This window comes from Mycoplasma bradburyae, from assembly GCF_024339025.1.
In the GTDB taxonomy this organism is placed as follows: domain Bacteria; phylum Bacillota_I; class Bacilli_A; order Mycoplasmatales; family Mycoplasmoidaceae; genus Mycoplasmoides; species Mycoplasmoides bradburyae.
This window is the reverse complement of sequence record NZ_CP101415.1, coordinates 920153-942296: the sequence shown is the minus strand read 5'-3', so window position 1 is coordinate 942296 and position 22144 is coordinate 920153. Positions and strand designations below refer to the sequence as shown.

Below are 22144 nucleotides of genomic sequence, written 5' to 3'. Positions count from 1 at the left end.
AAAATTAGTTTTTCTTAAAAAGAAAACAAAGATTTATAGTTTTAATGAGCTTTTATTTTATTAAAGAAATAAGTAATAATGTTACATTCCAAAAAAAGAAAGATCATTAAATTAATAGGGCTTAGCTCTTCTAGTTTGGTATTAGGTGCTAGCGCAACAATTGGAATAGTTTTATCTACACATAATGTTGAATCAAAATCAGATTTGCTTAAAAGAAATGGTGAAGTAAAACTGGAAAATGAATCAGAAGGAACTAGCGATTTGCAAAATTCAAATCGCGATTTCAACCTGAAAAAAACGCCAAAAAAACCAGAAAAACCTGACAACAGACCTGTGTTAGAAAATCCTAAACCAGAAGAAATGGTACCGCCAGAACCTCAAGATGATCAAGGTAATGAATTAGCTGAAGATACACCAATTAAATATATTGAATTTAATGATAATGAAGATTATCAATTAGACGAAAAAACGCCAAAACAACCGAATGATCCTAGCATAGCAACAGTATCTGAAGAAAGAGCTAGAGAAATCTTTGTTACAACAAAAAGAAATTAAACGACACCAAAGAAGTAGTACTAAGAGCTGTTGCTAAAGGCGGGAATACTACTGCAAACAGAGATGCATTATTTAATGTTTTAGGTTATCACAACAAAGATTTGTTTGATTCTTGATGAGAACGTTTATTTGAAGATCCAGCACCAGGAAGACAACGTGGGATTGATGATTTATTAACATCAATTAATGTTACAAGCGATTCATTTATAATGAGCGAAGCTAAAGCTAATAGACGTTGAGAACTTTTAGTAGGTGCTGGTAATACCACAATAACATTTAGTTATGAACATGAAGAAGATAACCCTGTAAAAAACTACATGAAAAAGGTTAATGGTTATCGGGTTTTGGGTAATCCTAATAAATGAGCTGTTGATAATCCTGATGAAATTTTAAGTGGTGATTTTGCTGGTTGAAACAAGAGTTTGGCAACTGATGAATATATCACTGGTAACTATGGATTCAATGCTGATGATGGTATTGAAGTAAGAAGATATACACCAAAAGATAAGAATGATGCTTACTATAAAGATAAAGAAGATCTAGATGTATTTGTTTTAGATGTTGATAAAACTTCTGGTTACAATAAATTTATTAATGTTCTTAAAAATGTTGCCGAAAGAAAACCTAACAAGGGTATTGGAGTTGTGTTAAGAAATGTTGGTAAAACTCATACAACTAGAAATGTTTATAACATTATCAAGGCTTTACCAAATACAGTGCAAACCCTTACAGTATTTTTAGAAGGCGCTAATACAACATCTCTCTTAGCATTAGAGGGTCGTCATTTAAGAGAACTAAATATTTATACGACTGGCCAAGCAATTACTAATCAGTGAGGTATTAATCCTTTAGCGATTAAAAACATTAACTTTATTCCGTCACTATTAGGTTATAATGTCGGGGGATTTAATCCTTATCCGCCTGGTGCTACAGTAGCTTCAACACCAATCTTTACGACCTTAAAATTTGATCGAAATGATGATTATGCCAGAGTTCAAGAGGGTTTAAAAATAGCTAAGGATCGTAGAAGTGAAAGAATTTTCCAAGGTGATTTCCAAGGTGATGGCGCTAAGCCAATCTTCTGGGATTTTGCTGACGCTCCAATTATTAGAAATCTTAAAAACTTAAATGTTTATGATGCTGAATTAAGATATGTAAGATTATCAGCGGATTTAATAGATACTGATCCTAAGAGTGGTAGTACTTATGTGACATATGATTTAGATGAATTTAATCATTCACAATGAAGGGCTGCTATTAGATACCGTCCAGAAAATTACAAACGCTATATTAGTTTTGGTCGTGGAACAGAAGTTCAACAACCTAAAGCATTAATTCTTAGAGGTTCAGAAAAAACTCTTGAAAAAGAAGGTTTAGAAGAACTATTAGCGTTTGTTAAATACGCATCTAATAGCAACGCATTTAAAGAGGCTTATGTTTCATCTAATTATATAGCGAGAAGAATTAAAGAAGCGGTTGAATCACAAATGAATGAAATCAGCGTTAAAGTAAAAACTGTTGAAGAATTAAGTAAATTCAAGATCAAAACATTTAAAGTTGATAACACTCTTAATGCTATTGGTGATCCTTTAAATAGTCCTACAAATAATAATTAGGAGTATAATATTATTTAATAATAGATATTAATTAAGAATTAATACAATTAATACAAAAGATTTATAGTTATTTAATGAGCTTTTATTTAAGAAAGCAACAAATATGTTAAATTCTAAGAAAAGAAAGATCATTAAATTAATTGCTCTAAGTGCAACTTCTTTAGTTATAGGAGCAGGTTCTACTCTAGGAGTGGTTTATTCATCGAGTAAATCGGATACTCAATCTAATTTAATAAAAAGAAGTAATGAAGTTAAATTAGATAATAATTCAACATCTACAAGCGATTCATATAATTCGAATCGCGATTTTAATTTAGTTGATAAACCTAAAAAACCTGAAATTAAAGATATTATTGAAACACCTAAAGATCCTGAACCACAACCTGAACCTAATAAGCAACCTTCAGAATCAGAAGATGAATCTAGCGAGTTAGCTCCTGATACGGCTATTAATTATGTGACTTATGAAAAAGAAGCATACAATTTAGATAAAAATACCCCAGCTCAGCCAAATGATCCTAGCAAACAAGTCTTATCAGATGAACAAGCTAAAGCTTTGTTTACTGAAACTAAGAAAAAATTAGATGCAGCTAAAAATATAATAACGAAAGTTGCAGCTAATGGTAACGATCCAAAAGCTAGAGACGAATTTTATAAAATAATCGGATATCACAACAAAGAATTGTATGATTCTTGATGAGATAAATTGTTCAATCCACCAACTTCACCTGGTAGAGCTCGTGGTATTGATGATTTATTAATATCTATTAATACTACAAGTGATAGCTTTATTATGTCTGAAGCTAAAGCTAATAGACAATGAGAAGTTCAGCCTGGTTATGGAAACACAACCATTACTTTTGGTTACAAAAACGAGGATGATAACCCAGTAATTAATTACTATAAAAAAGTAAGTTCTTATCGAGTTTTAGGTAACCCTAATAAGTGAGCTCTTGATAATTCTGATCAAATTTTATCAGGTGAATTTGATGGTTGAACTAAAACAGATGCCACTTCAGAATATACAAATGGAAAATACGGAATAAATAATGACGATGGTATCGAAGTAAGACACTATACACCAACAAATAAGAGCGATCCTTATTATAAGGATAAAAAAGATCTTAATGTATTTGTTTTAGATGTTGATAACACTTCAGGTTATGAAAAATTCATTAACTTTATTAAGAAGGTTTATGACGATGATCATAATAAACAAATTGGAGTAGTTCTTAAAAATGTTGGTAAGAAAAATACAACAAGAAATGTTTATGATATCATTGAAGCTTTGCCGCCAAATGTTGCTACTTTAACAGTATTTTTAGAAGGTGCTAATACCACTTCATTACTAGCACTTGAAAACCGTAATTTAAGAGAACTTAACATTTACACAACAGGCACAGTTAATACTGATCTTTGAGGTATTAACCCATTAGCTCTTAAACATATTAATTTTTTACCTTCTTTAATAGCATATAATGTTGGTGGGTTCAATCCTTATCCAAAAGGAACAACAATAGCATCTACACCAATCTTTACAACTTTAAAATTCGACCGCAACGATGATTACAAGAGAGTTCAGGAAGGTTTAGATATTGCTAAAGCAAGAAGAAGTGAAAGAATTTTCCAAGGTAATTTCCAAGGTGATGGAGCTAAACCGGTATTCTGAGATTTCGCTGACGCACCAATTATTAGAAACCTTAAAAATTTAAATGTTCATGATGCTGAATTAAGATATGTAAGATTATCAGCAGATTTAATTCAATCTGATAAAAATGGTAATACTTATGTAACTTATGATTTAGATGAGTTCAATCATTCGCAATGGACGGCTGCTATGCAATATCGTCCTAGTTATGCTAAACGTTACATTAGTTTTGGGCGTGGAACAGAAATTCAACAACCTAAAAACTTAATCTTAAGAGGATCACAAAATACGCTAGAACGCGAAGGGTTACAAGACTTATTATCATTTATTAAATACACAACTAACAGTGGAGCATTTAAAAATGTTTATGTTTCATCAGGATATTTAGCTAATCAAATAAAAGCAGCGGCCGCTTCAGAAAATAACGACATTAATGTTTATGTTAAACCGCTTGATTATCTAAATAAACAAGAAAAGAAAGTATTTAATATTGATCCTACCTTAAACGCTATTGGTGAGAAAAAAGATAGTTCAACACTATCTAAAAACTAAATAAGAAATCAATGTGTTGTTTTATAATTGAAAATATTTTATATAATGGTTTGTCTTTATTAATATAATGCTAAGTTCTAAAAAAAGAAAGTTAATAAAACTGGTTACTTTAGGTTGTTCTTCACTAGTAATAGCTAGTACAGCTACTTTGAGTATTGTTTTTACGAGTAATATCAATAATTCTACGAGCAAACTTATTGAAAGAAGCAATAAAGTCGATTTAAAAAATAATGTTGCAGATGATAATCAATATAATGCTAATAGAGACTTTAATACATCAGAAAAACCTAAGCCAGTTGATAATAGACCAGCGCCAATTGACACTACTAAAAAGAATAAAGAACCAGACAAAAAATCGGATAATCCAACACAACCAGTTCCAGACGATACACCTGAACCCGTAACCTACACTCCTACAGAGTATAATCTAGATAAAACAACTCCAGAAATACCTTATGATCCTAGTACTCCAACAGCATCAGGTGATAAGGTTGGTATGATTATTGCTGAATCAAAGAAAATAGTAAATGTTGTAAGAAGCATTATTTCTAAAGGTTTAGCAGCTAATACTAAAGAAAATAAAGAAGCTTTTAAGAAAGCTGTTGGTTATACCAATAATCCAGACTTTTTTGATTCTTATTGAAATAACTTATTTGTTGAACGTAATGAACCAGGTAGAACGAAATATGGATTTCAAGACTTGCAGATATCTATAAGCACGGTAACTGATGCCGAAATTGAAAGAGAAGCAAAAGCAAATAGAACACTTGAAATCATGGTGCCTAATGTTTCTGTAACTTATGGTTACAAAAATATAGATGAAAACCCATATGTGTCCTTTTATAAGAAATCTAATGCTAAGAGATTATTAGGACAACCAAATAGAACATGAAATGATAGTCCTGATGATATCTTAAAAGGCGATTTTGATGGTTGAACTAAAACTGATATAACGTATCAGTTCATTGATAGTGAAGATTATAATCTTCGCAGAGGTGATGGTATTGAAGTAAGACACTACGAACCAACTAACTATAATGATCCATATTATAAGAACAAAGAACCCGTTAACTTGTTTATTTTAGATGTTGATAACGATAAAGGTTATGACAAGTTTATAGAATTCTTGAAAAAGGCGGCTAAAACAACAAAATCTGTTGGTGTCGAACTTAGAAATATAGGTAAGACAAATACTAATAGAAATGTATACAAAATAATTAAGTCATTACCTGAAAACGTAAAATTATTAAGAGTATTTATTGAAAACTTTAATACAAGTTCATTAATTGCTTTAGAAGATCGTAAACTTGATGAGTTAAACATTTATACAACTAATGTTGTTAATAGTGACTTATGAGGCATTAATCCATTAGCTCTTAAACACATCAATTTTATTCCTTCATTAAATTCATATAACGTAGGTGGATTCCAACCATACCCTCCAGGGGCTACAGTTGCTTCAACGCCAATTTTTGCGGCTCTTAAATTCGATCGAAATGATGATTATGCTAGAGTTCAAGAAGGAATTGATATCGCGTTTAATAGAAGAAGCGAAAGAATCTTTAATGGGCAATTCCAAGGTAAAGGAGCTAAACCAGTTGTATGAGACTTTTCTGATGCGCCTATTATACGTTCTTTCAGAGGTCTAGATTTAAAAGATGCAACTTTAAAAACGGTAAGATTATCAAGAGACTTGATAACTAAAGATCATACCGGTGAACACCTTGTATACAACTTATCTGAATTCAACCATTCGCAATGAGCTAGAGCAATGTCATTTACTCCGAGTGGTGGGAATACAATTAGTTTTGGTAGAGGTCCTGATGCTAGCCAACCTGATGATTTAATTTTATTAGGTAAAGCTTCTGATATTTCTAGTGGTTGATCTGATCTTCAAGCATTCTTAAGATACGCTATTGAAGGTGGCTCGTTCTCTAAAGCTATCTATGTAACTGATGAAAGTTTAGTATCACGTATTAGTTATATATCAGGTGGTGTGCCTGTTCAATATGTAACTCCAGAAATTGCTAAAACTTATCAACCTAAAATCTTTAAAGTTGATAACAAACTAAACGCAGTTGGTGATCCATTAAATCCTAATGATGTTAATATGCATAATAACACAAATGATGATGAAGATGATGAATAAAAATAAAACACCAGTTAAGTAATAAAACCTTAACTGGTGTTTTTTATTATCTAGTTAATTAAACTTAATTATTTTTCAAGTTGGTTTTGTCAGAACTTGTTAAATGCATCGTTTAAAGCTTGGGTTTTGCAACTTAAAGAAGAAGGTTTTTCTTTATTTTCTTCTAAATACTGTCCTAATCAGAATAAATATCTTTCCTTAAATTCTAATCAAGCATCAGGATCATTTTCAACTAAACTCATGCGGTGTTTAATCTCATTTAGGTTTTTTACCTTTGTTCAAACTTCATTAACTTTAGTTCGGTGTTTTTTTAATACATAAAAATTTTTACCATCGAATTTATAAATATTAAATTCGATAAAAAATTTAGTTTCAGGAGTATTTTTATTAAATAAATTTATTATACAAAAGCCAGTGCTTGTGCTTTTTATAACAACATCTTTATTAGCAAATTCTTGATTAATTACCTCTTGAATATCTTTTTTAATAATATCTTTTAATTCGTTGTTAGCTCTACCTTTTAAGGCTGTAGCTGGTCTTGTTAGTTCTAAGATAAAATCAAAACCAAAAGGATAACCTTCTTTTTCGCAAGCAAGTTTTTCTTTTGTTTCAGCTAAACTATGCAATCTAGTATCAATTAAATGTTTTGCTAAAGTTGCTTGAATGAGTTTAGTTAATTTATTAGCAACTTCAAAACAACTATCTATCAATTTTTTATCAGATATATATTTAAACATAATTAAAGACTATAATAAACAAACAATCCATAATTCTTATAATAATAATATTAGATTATATTAATATGTCATTACTTTTTTAAAAAGTAAGTACTATTCAAATAAAGATAAGATATCTTTAACATTCAATCAACTTAAGCTATTATCAGTTTCTTGAATTAATTTAGAAGCTAATTCTTTCTTTCGTTCCTGAATAGCTACAATTCTTTCTTCAATAGTATCAGCAGCGATTATACGATAAACCTGAACATGGTTTTTTTGACCAATTCTATGGGCACGGTCGGTTGCTTGATTTTGTAAAGCTAGATTTCATCATAAATCATAATGAATAACAATCTCAGCTCCAGTTAAGTTTAAACCGACACCACCAGCTTTAAGTGAAGCAATAAAGACTGCAGGTTCTTTCAAGTTATTAAATTCATTTACGTATTCCAAACGAACCTCTTTAGGAGTTTCACCTGTAAGAATAAAGTATTTAATTCCTTTTTCTTCAAGATCTTTTTTAAATAGATCAATAACACCTAAATACTGACTGAAAAGCAATACTTTTTTATTGCTTTTCATAGCGTTATTAATGATATCAATAGCAGCAGTAAATTTAACGTTTTCACCGTTAAATTTTGAATCTATTAATTTAGGAGAACAACAAATTTGTCTAAGTTCATTTAATAACTTAGCTAACATGATTCCAAGACCTTTTTTTGATTTATCTTTTGATTGAATAATCTTTAAAATTTCGTCTTTAACTTCTTTTTCTCTTTCTCGATAGAAAGCAACATGATCTAATGATAAAGCTACTAATAAATCGCTTTGAGTTTTAGGAGGCAAATCTTTAAGAACTTTTTCTTTAGTTCTTCTTAAAATAAATGGAGATATCTTTTTCTTTAAACGTTGAATAGCTTCTTCATTCATTTTTTCGTCACGTTCAATAGAACTAGTATAGTTGAAATTAAAATCAGATATCGAACCAAAGAAACCAGGTAAAACGAAGTCAAAGATTGACCATAATTCTGATAAGCGGTTTTCAATAACTGTACCAGTTAAGGCTACTTTATGAGCAGCTTTAAGACTTTTAATTTCTTTAGATAGAATTGATGAAGCATTTTTAATACTTTGAGCCTCATCTAGTACGATGTAAGCGTAGTCTTTTTTAGCATGAAGTAACTTATCTCTTCTAAATGCTGCGTATGTGGTAATCTCAACAACATGGCTTCTAGAAGATATTACTGCTTTACGACTATCAACATTCCCTTTGATAGCAGCTACTTTTAAATCAGGCGCAAACTTTTTAAATTCACTTGCCCAGTTAAGTAATAATGATGAAGGTGCTACTATTAAACTTTGTTTTATTTCTTGAGGATGTTCTTTGTAATATTGCGCAATAACTGAAATTGTTTGGATTGTTTTACCTAACCCCATGTCATCTGCCATGATAGCTCCAAATCCGAACTTTTGCATAGTTCTTAATCACTTATTACCTTCTTTTTGATATGGTCATAGGAGTCTATCAAACGGAGCATCAATTTTTAATTCATTTTTAAATGAATTATTAAATAATGCGTCAATTAACTCTACAATTTCATCTACTGCAATCTTTTTAAAATTATTGTTATAGTTTTTAAAAGCGTTGTAAAGATCTAATAAACGATATCGGTTAAATATTAAAGTTTTAGAATTAACTTTTTTAATTCCATAAAAATCAAATTTAGATCAGAATTCTAAGAATTCTTGATTATCAGGATCTTTTAAATAATAAAAACCATTGCTAGTTATGAATACTTCTTTAGATAATAAATGATATGAAACGATTTCTTTAATGAAATCAAAATCATAGCCAAAATCATCTAAAGTGATTTTAATTAAATCGTTATGTGTTTCGATTTTTTTAAAGTTTTTAATATTAAATTTAAGTTTTAGCTCTTTTGTATAAGCATCTAACAATTTAATATGAAATTGTTCATTACCAATAAAACTATCAGCCAGTTGTTTTAATTCTTCTAAATCTTTAACATCTAATAGATTCTTTTTTAGTTTAGAAGATAATTTTTTGTTTATTACTTTTTTAAAGAAAAAATCATAAGTATTTTCTTCATATAAATGCAATCTTTGGTTTCTAAGAGTTTCTTTATTATCGTAATAAACGATATTATTTTCATTAGAACGCTTATAATTAAAGATAAGGTTACTAATAACACATGATTTAGAATCGTCAAAACCGATTACTAAACCAGCCTTAGGTAAATAATCAATTAATTTGATAACTTTTTTAGAATCATCAATATAAATATCTTCAAACCCTAACTTACTTAAGTAAATATAGAGATCAAGAAACTCCTTTGATGTAATTGATACTTTATTTAACACTTCATGGTTAATCTGATTTTGATTTAATATCTCATTAAAAGGGTTTAGGAATAAACGATTATCTTTAGATAAGTAATGACTTAAATATGGAACTCATTTTTTATCAACAAATGTTTCGATATTAAATTTATAAACATCCCCTTTATCAGTTATTAATACTATTCTGTTAGGATTCTTCTTAGAAGAAACTATAAAACTACATTCATTAAAACATGAATTAATTTCATTTATTAAATCTTCGCTTAATTCCTCTTGTTGGTATGATTGATCGTATTGATCTAAAAAATCTTTAAAATTTTTTACATCATTAAGTGCGTACAATCCAGGATTGCTTATTTTAAAATCGCTATGAAGATAAGATCCTTCTCTTAAAAATGTTTCGTCATTAACATTATTAGTATTACATAAATATACTAAGTATCAGAACATATATAAATCCTGATACTTGAATGAATTGCTATCTATACTAATTTTTAATAATTTTGCCGGTGTTTTCGCATTTTCGTAACAAACGTAAAAGCTGATTTCTTCACCATTCATTCAATTTTGTTTTAATAAGAAATAGTTTTCATTAACCAATTTAAATTTGTATTCATCAACATTTAAAAAGATCGATAACTTAGTAGTATTAAATGATTTCTTAATAGATTCAATACTAAACGAAATGGAGTCCTTAACTTTAAGCTTGGTTTCGCGTATTTTGTTGCTATTAGATAATATATCTTGTTTTTTACTTTCTTTTTGCTGCTTATCGCTAATTTTTTTTAATTTGATGTAAGCACTATAAATTGTTGCCGCTATATAACGACAATATTTTAATCGTGACTTACAATCGCAGGTAATATCTAGAAGCTTTTCATTAACACCGTCAACAGTTACTTTTGTATTAACTTCTTTTTGTTCATCGCGAATTATAGCACTTAGTAGCAATAATCGATTTTCTTGATGATAAGTTAATTTAACTGTTTTACGGTTTACTAGATTTTTACCACGAACAAGCTCACTATCTTGAAAGTAATATTCGAGGATTTTATTTATCATTCAATCACAAAATTGAAAAAATAGTAATATTTAATATTATAAAACAAGAATTATTATAGATGGTAGATAAAACAAATATTATTATCTAGAAATAATAATGAAATTTAACCATAAGGATAACAAATGACTAAGAAAATATATTTAGCAGGTGGCTGTTTTTGAGGTGTTCAAGAGTACTTTAGAAGAACCAAAAGAATAATTAAATCAACAGTAGGTTATGCTAATTGCAAACCAGAGTTTAAAAATCCAACTTACAAAGAAGTGTGTAGCGGTCTTACTGGAGCTGTAGAAACTGTAGAAATCATCTATGATGATCAAATTATCAACTTAGAAGAAATAATTGATCTATTTTTAAAAGTTGTTGACCCAACGACTTTAAATTACCAAGCAAACGACAAAGGGACTCAGTATCGCAGTGGGTTTTATTTTGTAGATGAAGCAGATGAAACAATTATTAAATCTAAATTAGCTCAAGCTCAAGGAAGATATTCTAAACCTATAGTTACCGAAGTTTTGAAGTTGCAAAATTATTTTGAAGCAGAAGAATATCACCAAGATTATTTAGTTAAAAATCCTAGTGGTTATTGTCATATTAAGTTTGATTAGTTAACTTACATAGCAATAGATCATTTTATTGTGTTAAAATATTTAAAGGTGCAGATGTAGTTCAATGGTAGAACGAGACCTTGCCAAGGTTTAGACGCGAGTTCGATTCTCGTCATCTGCTCCATTAATAATTTAACGAAGATAATAAAATCGACCAATCATTATAATAACCTATAGTGATTTCATAATGATCCAAATTTCTAATACCTCAGATAGCGTATAATGAGGTATTAGTTTTTTTTATAACCATCAACTTGTGCTAGTAAAAACTAACTATGTTGATGGTTTTTTATTTGTTTTGGATAAATTTATTTAAATTAATTAAAATAAATGTTATATATAATAATATTTTTATAAAATATTATTATATATAAGCAATATATTGATTAATATAAAAAATTATAAGTTTTAGTGATTTAGTGATGTTTAAGATAAGTCATAAATTTAAATAATTGGCACAGTAAAAACAGTCTTAAAAATCAATTCTATAAAAGAATGTAATTAGGTTATAAAAATTTGTAATAGCAAAAATCTACATTTTATTGGTGACAGGTCATTTAATGAAATATAAGTTTTGACAATAACTATTTTGATAAGTTTTAGTTTTATCATCAAACTAATTGACAAGGATTGAAACAACAGTTAAAAACTTATTAATTTAAAATTAATCGTTATTTTTAAATAAAAATAGTTTATTAGATATATAAGTTGATTATGAATAATAGTGAAAAAGATAAAATATATTCAGTAATTCAGGATTTAGTTAAAAAACTGAATAAATGAGAACATGAGTACTATGTGTTATCTAATCCTTCTGTTTCTGACGAAGTTTATGACAACGCATACAAGACTTTAAAAGAATACGAAAGTAAGTATCCTGAATTTATATTAAGTTATTCTCCGACCCAGAGAATAGGTTCATCAATCAGCAATAAATTCACTAAAGTTAAACATGATTATCTAATGCTTTCATTAAATAACTGCTTTAATTTTGATGAGTTAATAAATTTTAATGACAACATTGCTAAGATTAGTAAAAGTGAAAAAAATTCATATGTTTTAGAACCTAAAATAGATGGTTTATCTATTTCGTTAATTTATGAAAATGGTTTATTGATAGATGCTTTAACTAGAGGTGATGGCGTAATTGGTGAAAGTGTTTTTTCGAATATTAAAACTATTAAAACGATTCCTCTAAAAATTGATACCGATATCAAAAAACTTGTTATTCGCGGTGAAGTTTATGTTTCAAATAAAGATTTTGAAGAAATAAACTCATCAAGAGATGAAGATAAGAAATTCGCTAATTCTAGAAATTATGCTTCTGGAAGTTTAAGAAATATCGATGTTACTGAAGTTGCTAAACGAAAACTTAACGCATTTTTTTATTACATTCCTAACTCTTATGAAGTTGGTTTTAAAACTCAATACGAGGTAATTGAAAAATTAAAAAAATGAGGCTTTAATGTAGCCAAAGAAATTAAATTATTTAACAACATAAAAGATGTTTATGAAAGTATTAAAGATCTTGAAAAAAATAAAAATAATTTAGATTACAGAATTGATGGAGCTGTTATAAAATACAACAACTTCGAAGATTATGAAAAAATTGGTTATACTTCGAAATTTCCTAAATGAGCAATTGCTTATAAATTTGCTCCAACACAAGTTGAAACTAAATTAAAAAACATTATCTTAAATGTAGGAAGAACTGGTAAGTTAACTTTTGTTGCTGAACTTGAGCCTGTAGAGTTAGAAGGCTCAATTATTACATATGCAACCTTACATAATATTGAGTACATTAATGAGCTAGATATTAGAGTTAACGATTATGTTTATTTAATAAAAGCTGCCGAAATTATTCCGAAAGTAATTGGAGTTAATTTCGATAAAAGAAAAGATAATTGTGTCAGATTTGAATATGACTTCAAATGTCCTAGTTGTAAATCTGATTTAGCTAAAAAAGAAGAAGAAGTCGACTGATATTGTATTAATGATGAATGTAGTCAAAAACAACTTCAATACCTAATTTATTATTGTTCTAAACCAATAATGAATATTGAAGGTTTAAGTGAAAGTACATTAGAAGTTTTTTTTAACACTAAAGTTAACGATGTTATTAAAGAATGTAATGAATTGATAGCTAATCAAAATGTAAACGAAGATGTTCAGCCATTTGAATTACTTGAAAACGATAATCAAACATTTATTTCAAATATCTTGGATATTTATAAACTAGAAAAATATAAAGAAATTATTATTAAGCCTTGACTTAAAAAAGGATTTAAAAAATCAGGAATCAAACATAACTTTAGATTTCAAGAGAAATCATTCGACAAATTAATTAATAACATTAATGAGTCTAAAAATAGAGAACTTTATCGTTTGTTAGCTGCTTTAAATATTAAATTTATCGGCGTTGCTACTGCTAAATCAATTGCTAGCGCATATAATGATATAGATAAGTTAAGAAATCTAACTGTGGAAGATTATACTAGATTGGCTGATATAAGTAATATTACTGCGAATTCGATACATAGCTTTTTTTCATCTGATAAAAACTGAGAATTAATTGAAAAATTAAAAGAACTGAATATTAATACAAAAGATGAAATCAACAATGAATTAGTGGATGAATCATCAATTTATTTTGGTAAAAAAATTGTCATAACTGGTTCATTTAGCATTTCTAGAAATGAAATAATTAAAAAATTATCTCTAAAATATAAAATTAAATTTGTAAATAATGTCTCTAAAAATGTTGATTATCTGTTAGCTGGCAATAAGCCTACTGCTAAAAAAATTAATGAAGCTAAAGAATTAAATATACCAATAATACAAGAAGAGATTTGGAACTAAAAAACCGTGAAATTATACGATACCCTAACTAGAACAAATATAAATATTGAAGATGAAGAAATTAATATCTATGTTTGCGGACCAACTGTTTATGATCACATTCACATGGGTAATTTAAGACCAATAGTTACCTTTGATGTATTAAGAAGATTATTAGAACATTCAAACAAGAAAGTTAATTTTGTTCATAATATTACAGATATAGATGACAAGATTGTTGCTCAAGCAACTAAACTTTGTTTAGCTGAAAATGATGTCGCTAAACAATATACAATAGCTTATCTAGATATACTTAATGAACTAGATATCAAAATGCCTAAAATTGTTAAAGTAACTGAACAAATGGACGGCATTATTGATTATGTTAAACGTATTTATGAAACCGGATACGCTTACAAAATAGAGAATGATGTATATCTAAATACATCTAAGATTAATAATTACGGAATTTTATCTAAACGTAAATTAGATGAACAGATTGCTGGTCACAGAATTAAAAGTGATGAAAATAAATTAAGTCCTAATGACTTTGTGTTGTGAAAGAAAACAACTACAGGTATTGTATGAAAATCAGAATTTGGCGATGGTCGCCCTGGTTGACACACTGAATGTTCTTACATAATTGATAAAGAATTCCAACAAAAAGGATTTATTATTCATGGTGGTGGTATTGATTTGTTATTTCCTCACCACGAAAATGAAAACGCGCAAAACATTGCGTTATATAATCGTAATTTAGCTAATTGTTGAGTGCATGTAGGACACCTTTTAATTGAAAATGAAAAGATGTCTAAATCACTTAATAACTTTATCTATGTTAAGCATTTAATTGAATCGTTTAATTATCGTTCAATACGATGAGTTTTTTATAATTCATCATACACTCTTCCGCTTAATTTTGATGGCAATGTAATTAAATCTGCTCAAAAAGACATTGAGAAAATAGTTAATTGTATTAATCGTTTCAGAACATATTTAATTGCTAATAACCAAAACATTCCAAGTACTTCATTAACTTGTGATAGTTTTAAAGAATCGCTATTAGATAACCTTAGTTTTGCTAACGCGACAAAAACTATTTGAGAGCATGTTAAGACGATAAATGAAGCTATAGCTCACAAAAAGATTGAAGAAAATATCTGAGCTTATCAAAAATTAATGTGGTGTTTAGAAATCTACGGAATAGTTCCAGAAATGCTTCATAATGATCATATTAATGAACAGATTCGTAACTGAGCTGAATTGTTAGCTAATAAGGATTATGAAAATGCTGACATCATAAGAAACAAATTGATGAATAAAAAAGTTTTATAAAATGAAAGATCAATTTAAACCCCAAAATAAAAATAATTCCAAAAAAGAAAGATTATACTTATTCGGTTTCAATGCCGTTTATGAAGGTTTAATTAACAACTTAAAAATCAAAAAAGTATTTTTACACAAACAAGAAAACGAAATTATCAAGTTATTGAAACAAAGGAATATTGAATACGAGTTGCATTCTTTAAAATGATTTGATAATCAATATAGAGATTCATTAAATCATCAGGGTTTTGTTGCTGAAATTGATGCTAATTCTTTAACGATATCATTTAATGAATTTTGCGAACGCATTAAAGAACAACAAGAAGGAATTATTGTTGTTTTAGATCAAATACAAGACCCAGGTAACTTTGGTGGAATATTGCGAACATGTTTAGCGGCTAATGTATCTGGCGTGATTTTTAAAAAAGATAATCAAGCCAGAATTAATAACACTGTAATAAAAACATCGCTTGGTGCTTGTTTTTATCTTAATTTAATTGAAGTTGCAAACCTTTCATATGCCATAAAAGACCTTCAAGAAAAATATGGATATTGATCTTATGTTTCGAATTTAAGCAGTGAGGCTGCTGACTACAACCAAGAATATGCTAAAAAATCTATATTAATTGTAGGTAATGAACAAAAAGGTGTGTCTAACCAACTAATTAAGAATTCGGATTACCAAATTAAGATTCCAATGTATACAGACAAGATTCAATCCTTGAATGTGTCTGTAGCTACAGGTATAATGCTATTTAATATGAAACAAAAATTGCAATAATTTTGTTTAACATCTCAGTTATTCTTTGTATTAAAATAACATTCAAAATAAATAGAAATTTATATAGATACAATAATTCAAGCTTTCGATTATCACTAAATTGATTAAATCATTAGCACCATTAAATAAAATCTTATGTCAGATACAAATAAAAAAGAAAAAATAAATAATAAACAATCTTTATTGAATAAGAAAACAAATATTAATATTATTGTTATCTTTTTTGTTTTAGCTGCTGTTTTTATTTTTTTAGGGGCTTTAGGATTTAGTATTGTTGGTAGATCATTAAGACAGGTTTCTAATAACAACGAAATAGAACTAACATCAACTGGTGTTGGGTTACTAGCAATGGGAATAATTGGTGTAATCTTTGGTTTAGTTTTCTTAATAAGTGGAATCTGTATGTGTATAATGAACTATTTAGTAAAAGTTAATTTACTTAAAGAGTTACAGTTAGAAATCATAAGAGAAACAAAGAAAGTCGAAGAACAAAAATTACTTACTTTTTCTGAAAGTAATGAACATAATGAATTAAAACAAGAAGAAATTAAGAAAAAAGAAGTTGATTCTGAAATAAATGAAACTCAGCCACAAGTTAAAGAAGAAATTATTCCGCCAAAAATCAATTATCAACCTAATGTCAAATTAATACCAAACCAAGTTAATGTACCAGCTAATAATATAAATCGTCAGATTTTTAATCAAAATATTGTTGCTAACAATAATTTAGTAGTTAATTCGAATTTTAATCCGCAATTAAACATTAATAATAATCAACAATTAAGACTACCTAATAGATTTCAACAAAAACCAGTACATAGCGTTAATAACCAGCAAAATCTGATGGTTCGAAATCAAAACCCATTAATGAATATAAATCCAATGAATCAGCCTAATATGTCATTGAATAATAAGAGTAAATTCCCTGTTCAAATTAATTCTAACCAAGTTAATTTAAGAAGCACTCAAGTTCATAATGCTCAAAATAATTTTCAAAATAAAAATAGAAATATTCAGACTCTTTATAAAAATTAAATTATAATTTCAATATCATTCGTTAAACAATTTGCTAGAAAATTTGTAAATAATAACAAAATTTAGCTAAATTAAAGTAATATATATAGGTAGGTTATCTCGTTATGAAAAAATTATCAAAAGGAAAAATAGCTGTAATTACGACTACAGCTTTAGCAGTAGCAACAACTGCTATTATTACACCAGTTGTTTTTGCTAGTAAAAACAATGCAACCGACTCTAAACAAAGTTCACAAAACGCAGCTAAAGAAAATAAGAACGATTCTAATTCTTCTATAAACGAATCAGACGCTTCTAGCGAGAGTTTGGCTAAGAATAATGACTTATCATTCTTGCCATTCTTAGATGAAGATAATGTAAAAGATTCTAAAAACCTTATTATTGTAGGTGATGAAACTAGAGTTTCAGCTTCAAACGAAAGAACAGATCTAGATGAATCTGCTCCAATTAATGGAAACCAACCTATTAACCCTGTAGGTCCAATTAATGCTTCAATTCCTAATTTAAAAGATAAAGAGGTTAGCGGCAATATTGATAAAACTAATCTAGCTGCTATAATAGGATCAACTGTTGGTACGGTATTAGGTGCTTCTGTTGCTGGTATTTCAGTTCTTGCTTATAACTGAAAAAATTCATCTAATAGAACAACAGTTCCAACTGCTATAGATTTACAAACCAGACCTAACGAAGTTGAATTATCATCAATTCCATTAGATTCTCCTTCATCAAGCAAATCATTATTAACTCAAGGGAGACAACTTAAAGATTTAGTAATTGATTTCAAAAAAGAAAATACGCAACGTAATTATTTATTACCTTCTGATTGATTCGCTTCAATGAATAATGGGTTTAATACTGGTATCATAAACCCTGATTTCGGTAATTTCGTTAAATTTTTAAATGAAAATCCAGAACAAAAAGATAATAAATTAGCTTTCTTTAATTACTTAGATAAGAATGATAATGCAGTTAAGCATTTTCAATCTAATCTAAAATCTACTAATGAATTAATAGAAGAAGCGTTTAGTTTTTTAGATGATGAAAGTGTTAGTTCAACTGATAGTTCGCCAAGAAATTCTGTTAAATTACCTAATCTAAGCGCTGTACCTAATGAAGAAAATAACGTAGGAATTAGAGCAGCTAAAGATGTTAGAAAATCAACAGATGATCCATTAACTGCTTTAGGCGCTTCATACGAACAATACCTTTCTCAAAAAATTGATAATCCTAATAAACCAGTTGTTTTAACAAGTTCTAATGATCTTGAAGATTCGGCTAACAAATTAGTTGAAAGTTACGCAAAATATACATCTAAATCTAAAAACGGTACATTGGATAGCACTTCTTCTGAAGAATTAATTAATAACTACTATAAATTTGTAAGTACTGCTAAAGATAAAAAGGCTGATAATGACAATGTTGCTTTGCCTAAATTATCAGCAAATTTAGATTTAGATAAAGTTTACGATGAATTAAAAGGTAATACATCAGTTGCTGGTATTAATAAAATTGATAAGATAAGCGATAAAATACAAAAAGCACTAATTTGAGAAGATCCAGTATTAAGTACACCAAATAAAGGTTCATTTGAAAACCTAAACATCTTAAATAAATTTGTTACTGGAGATGATGAAATTGAACCTGCTCCTTATGCTAAAGTTCCGAGAGATAGACAAGGTAGACCGGTTATATCAAAACCATTCAATCAAGTAGCTGGTACATTCGTTAAGAATAATCCTGAAGCATTAGAAAAAGGTTATATATACATTACAACAACTAGAGGTAATAATCAAACCTTTAAACGAGAAGCTCGTTCATTCTTTATCCCTGAAGTTTTATTAGCTAAAAAGAATAAAGATTACTTTGAAAGTTCATTAAAGCTTATTTGAAACGATCCTAAAGCTAAAGATAATCCGTATATCTTTATTCAAAAATTTGATCAAATCAAAAAAGAAAATCCTAGAAAACACATTACTCCTCACTACAATATAAATACTAGCGGAGATTTAACTTACGCTACTTTATCATTCGAAAACACTTTTGAAGATAGAGAAATCCGCGATCAACTAAAACGCAGCTTATCCGCTAACGATGTAGATAAAGTTGTGTATAGTTCAATTAGATTTGATTCTAATGGCATAAATTCTAGAGCTTTAAATACTCAAAAAACAACAGTTGAATCCGCTTCAAGATCGCTTGCAAAAATAAGTGTTGATTCTGAAAGAAGAGAAGAAGAATTAAGATCTCCTATTATTGTAAATACGATCAACGAAAATAGTAAAATTGATTCAAGAAGAGAAAGAGCAATCGTTGAAGATTTTTCTAAATTAAATAGCAAAACTATTAAAACTGAAAAACCGCTAAAAATCAAAGGTTTATTTTCTTCTAAGGGTTCAGCTAATAAAAACACAATCAAAGTAGGAATTCTAAAATCAATTAGAAAACGAGTTTCAAGCTTCTTCAGTTCAACTGCGAACTTCTTCAGAACTAAATTCGCATTCTTACGTAGATAATAACTAGTTAATAATGAAATGAAGAACCTAATGTTCTCGATTCTTCTTTTTCTATTTATTTAAATAAATCAATTAATTAATTTTATTTTATATAATCATTTATCAAGAAAAAATAATAATTAGTTTTAAAATAAGATTAAGATTAATTTTTGTTAAAGAAACATATCGATCATGTCAAAAAAAGTACCTCTTAAAAAAACAATTCTTTTATCATCATTAGGTGTTGTTACAGCTACTACTGCTGTAGCAATTCCGGTTTCATTAACGGCAGCTAATTTAAATCGCGTTATTCAACCTATTCAGAATCAGTCAGCTGATTCTCCTAAACCAAGCAACCCTAATAATAGACCGTCTCGCGGAAACACACAATATGGACCAATTAACGGCGGAAGATATACTGATTCTTCTAAATATGCGACTGGTTCAGAAGGTTACGATGACACAGGTGCATACGAAGGTGATGACGGAATAAGTAATCAAAACTTCCATCCAGAAGAAGGTATGGATCCAAATGAAGCTATCAACTCTCCAGGAGTTTCTGTTCCAGGACTAGTTCCTCATGAAGGGATGACTGCTGATAATAATGGAAACTTATCAGAAAACTTAAATGTGGGTGCTGCTGCAGGAGGAGTGATTGGTGGAATTGCTGCAGTTGGTGCTATTGGAGCTGGTATCGGTTTATTGTTAAACACTTATAAATCTTCTAGAGATGTTACTCCTAAACCAACTTCTGCAGTTAAAAAGAGTACAGTGTTAAGAGACTTTAATTTAACTAAATCTAATATTGATGATTTAGCTGATGCGTCTCTTGAAAAGTTTGACTTAATCGAAATTAAAGATAAAGACGGGAAGAGAGGAGCTTTTTGAGCGCCTAAATCTTGATTTGATAACGACAGAAAAAACGCTGGTATTGTAGGCGGTGATTATGTTGCTAATCCAGAATTCCGTTCGTTCTTAAAATACATTAACCAAAACCCTAATGAAATGGGTAACCCAAGTGCTATTATTAACTATTTAGCTAAACAAAACTCTGGTGAAATTAGTTTTGATGATGCTTCTGGAAGTTCGAATAGTAACGTTACATCACCAAGTGCGTTCAAGAGATCTAACTCAACAAATTCTAGTTCAAGTTTAACTGATTCATGAGAAAGTTATGATTTAGATAAATTATTTAACGAATCTGACTCAACAGTTGCTAAACCAAGTCAGAGTGACAAAGATTCTGCTAAGAGATTCTTATCTAGATCTAATTCAACAGTTAGCACAAGCTCTACATCAAGTTCTTCAAGTGAATACTCAATTTTCTCTAAAGGTGGAATTACTAGATCTTATTCAATTAGTGATATTGAAGAAGAATTAACTAAAACTAGCAACATAAAACCTTCAAGAGGTCAAACTAGCAACTTGAGCTTCTTGACAGTATTATCTGATGGTTTCCGTGGTAAACGTTTAGAAAAACGCATTGTTCCTAGAGATAATTTAGGAAGACCATTAATTTCTCAACCAGTTGATGTAGTTGCTAAAAAATTAACAAGAGAAGGTAAGAATGTATTTGAACAAGGATTTTACTTAGCTCAAGTTACTTATAATGGTGTAAATAATGAAAGGAAAGTATCGCCAGTATTCTTGCCAGTTGAATCATTAAGTGAATCTAACAAATATGAAACTGCTGCTTCATTAAAATCACTATTCTCATCTAGAAGTAACTCAACTGACCCATCAGTTTATGCAGCTGCTTTATTAACTGAAAATCTTTATCAATCAGGTTCATCTGTATACGCAATTCCTAAAGTTGATCTTTATGGTAGTGTTAGCGATTACCAATCAGTTTTTGACAGTTCTAAAAACTCAATTATTTTAGTAACTGATGATAATAAAGAAAAACAAGAAACTGATTACTCAATTTACGCAAGAATTGATAGAACAAGAAAACCAGCTGTTGCTTCAGATGCTACTATTAATGAAGTTAATGAAATGAAGAAGAGACAACAAGCTCTAAAAGAATTAGCAGAAGTTCCTCCTCCATTACCTGAAAGAAATTACGGCACAATTAAATCAACTTCATCAACTGAAAAAGGTTACAATGTTAATCTTAATGATACTCAAGCTTCAAGATTTGGTTCATCTATTTTAAGTAGATTAAATAGATGAGGATCGCAAATTAAGAGTGTATTCACTAAAAAACCTAAAGATGATAGTATTCAATTCCCTTGATACAGATCACACTTTGGAATGTTAGATGAAACTGAATTGAATAAAGTACCTGCGAATAATAATGTACTTCGTCCTACTAAAATTAAAAATCGTTTAACTTCTTGAAGTTCATCAATTAGAAGTAAATTCTCAGGTTTCTTTACAAAAATTTAAAAACTAAATTTTAATT

13 protein-coding genes and 1 tRNA gene are annotated in these 22144 nt (G+C 28.7%); 12 read left to right on the top strand and 2 right to left on the bottom strand.

Annotated features, from left to right (window positions below):
- The first annotated feature begins 78 nt into the window (after positions 1–78).
- From NMG77_RS03765 to NMG77_RS03750, 4 genes are all read left to right on the top strand, one after another.
- Positions 79–555: a hypothetical protein gene (locus NMG77_RS03765; RefSeq protein WP_255045823.1), complete on the top strand. Its 477-nt coding sequence runs from the start codon at positions 79–81 to the stop codon at positions 553–555.
- 101 nt (positions 556–656) lie between these two features.
- Positions 657–2171 carry a putative immunoglobulin-blocking virulence protein gene (locus NMG77_RS03760; RefSeq protein WP_255045822.1) on the top strand — a complete coding sequence of 505 codons (1515 nt, stop codon included), beginning with the start codon at positions 657–659 and terminating at the stop codon, positions 2169–2171.
- 103 nt (positions 2172–2274) lie between these two features.
- Complete coding sequence (locus NMG77_RS03755) at positions 2275–4371, top strand: putative immunoglobulin-blocking virulence protein (RefSeq protein WP_255045821.1); 2097 nt, start codon at positions 2275–2277, stop codon at positions 4369–4371.
- Between the two features lie 67 nt (positions 4372–4438).
- Positions 4439–6520 carry a putative immunoglobulin-blocking virulence protein gene (locus tag NMG77_RS03750; RefSeq protein WP_255045820.1) on the top strand — a complete coding sequence of 694 codons (2082 nt, stop codon included), beginning with the start codon at positions 4439–4441 and terminating at the stop codon, positions 6518–6520.
- Between the two features lie 68 nt (positions 6521–6588).
- Here the strand turns inward: NMG77_RS03750 and NMG77_RS03745 are convergent, their stop codons facing one another.
- Entirely contained in the window at positions 6589–7257 is a 669-nt protein-coding gene (locus NMG77_RS03745; protein ID WP_255034637.1) for a hypothetical protein, read from the bottom strand.
- Positions 7258–7350: 93 nt separating this feature from the next.
- On the bottom strand, positions 7351–10662 hold the full coding sequence (locus tag NMG77_RS03740) for a DEAD/DEAH box helicase (RefSeq protein WP_255045819.1): 3312 nt from the start codon (positions 10660–10662) through the stop codon (positions 7351–7353).
- Between the two features lie 123 nt (positions 10663–10785).
- Here NMG77_RS03740 and msrA point away from each other — a divergent pair, with 123 nt between their 5' ends.
- The 8 genes from msrA to NMG77_RS03700 all read left to right on the top strand — a co-directional run bounded on the left by msrA (position 10786) and on the right by NMG77_RS03700 (position 22128).
- A complete protein-coding gene (msrA, locus tag NMG77_RS03735) occupies positions 10786–11268 on the top strand; it encodes a peptide-methionine (S)-S-oxide reductase MsrA (RefSeq protein WP_255045818.1) in 483 nt (160 codons plus the stop codon).
- A gap of 50 nt (positions 11269–11318) precedes the next feature.
- Positions 11319–11392: transfer RNA gene (locus NMG77_RS03730), tRNA-Gly, on the top strand.
- Between the two features lie 590 nt (positions 11393–11982).
- The gene (ligA, locus tag NMG77_RS03725; RefSeq protein ID WP_255045817.1) at positions 11983–14127 is read left to right on the top strand and encodes an NAD-dependent DNA ligase LigA; all 2145 of its coding nucleotides are present in this window, start codon (positions 11983–11985) and stop codon (positions 14125–14127) included.
- Positions 14128–14133: 6 nt separating this feature from the next.
- Positions 14134–15441, top strand: coding sequence for a cysteine--tRNA ligase (gene cysS / locus NMG77_RS03720; protein ID WP_255045816.1), 1308 nt, complete (start codon positions 14134–14136; stop codon positions 15439–15441).
- Position 15442: 1 nt separating this feature from the next.
- Positions 15443–16213, top strand: a complete 771-nt coding sequence (gene rlmB / locus NMG77_RS03715) for a 23S rRNA (guanosine(2251)-2'-O)-methyltransferase RlmB (RefSeq protein WP_255045815.1) — start codon at positions 15443–15445, stop codon at positions 16211–16213.
- A gap of 135 nt (positions 16214–16348) precedes the next feature.
- The gene (locus NMG77_RS03710; RefSeq protein WP_255045814.1) at positions 16349–17248 is read left to right on the top strand and encodes a DUF308 domain-containing protein; all 900 of its coding nucleotides are present in this window, start codon (positions 16349–16351) and stop codon (positions 17246–17248) included.
- A 104-nt stretch (positions 17249–17352) separates the two neighbouring features.
- Positions 17353–19761: a hypothetical protein gene (locus NMG77_RS03705; protein ID WP_255045813.1), complete on the top strand. Its 2409-nt coding sequence runs from the start codon at positions 17353–17355 to the stop codon at positions 19759–19761.
- Positions 19762–19932: 171 nt separating this feature from the next.
- Positions 19933–22128, top strand: a complete 2196-nt coding sequence (locus tag NMG77_RS03700; RefSeq protein WP_255045812.1) for a hypothetical protein — start codon at positions 19933–19935, stop codon at positions 22126–22128.
- The last annotated feature ends 16 nt before the right edge of the window (positions 22129–22144 follow it).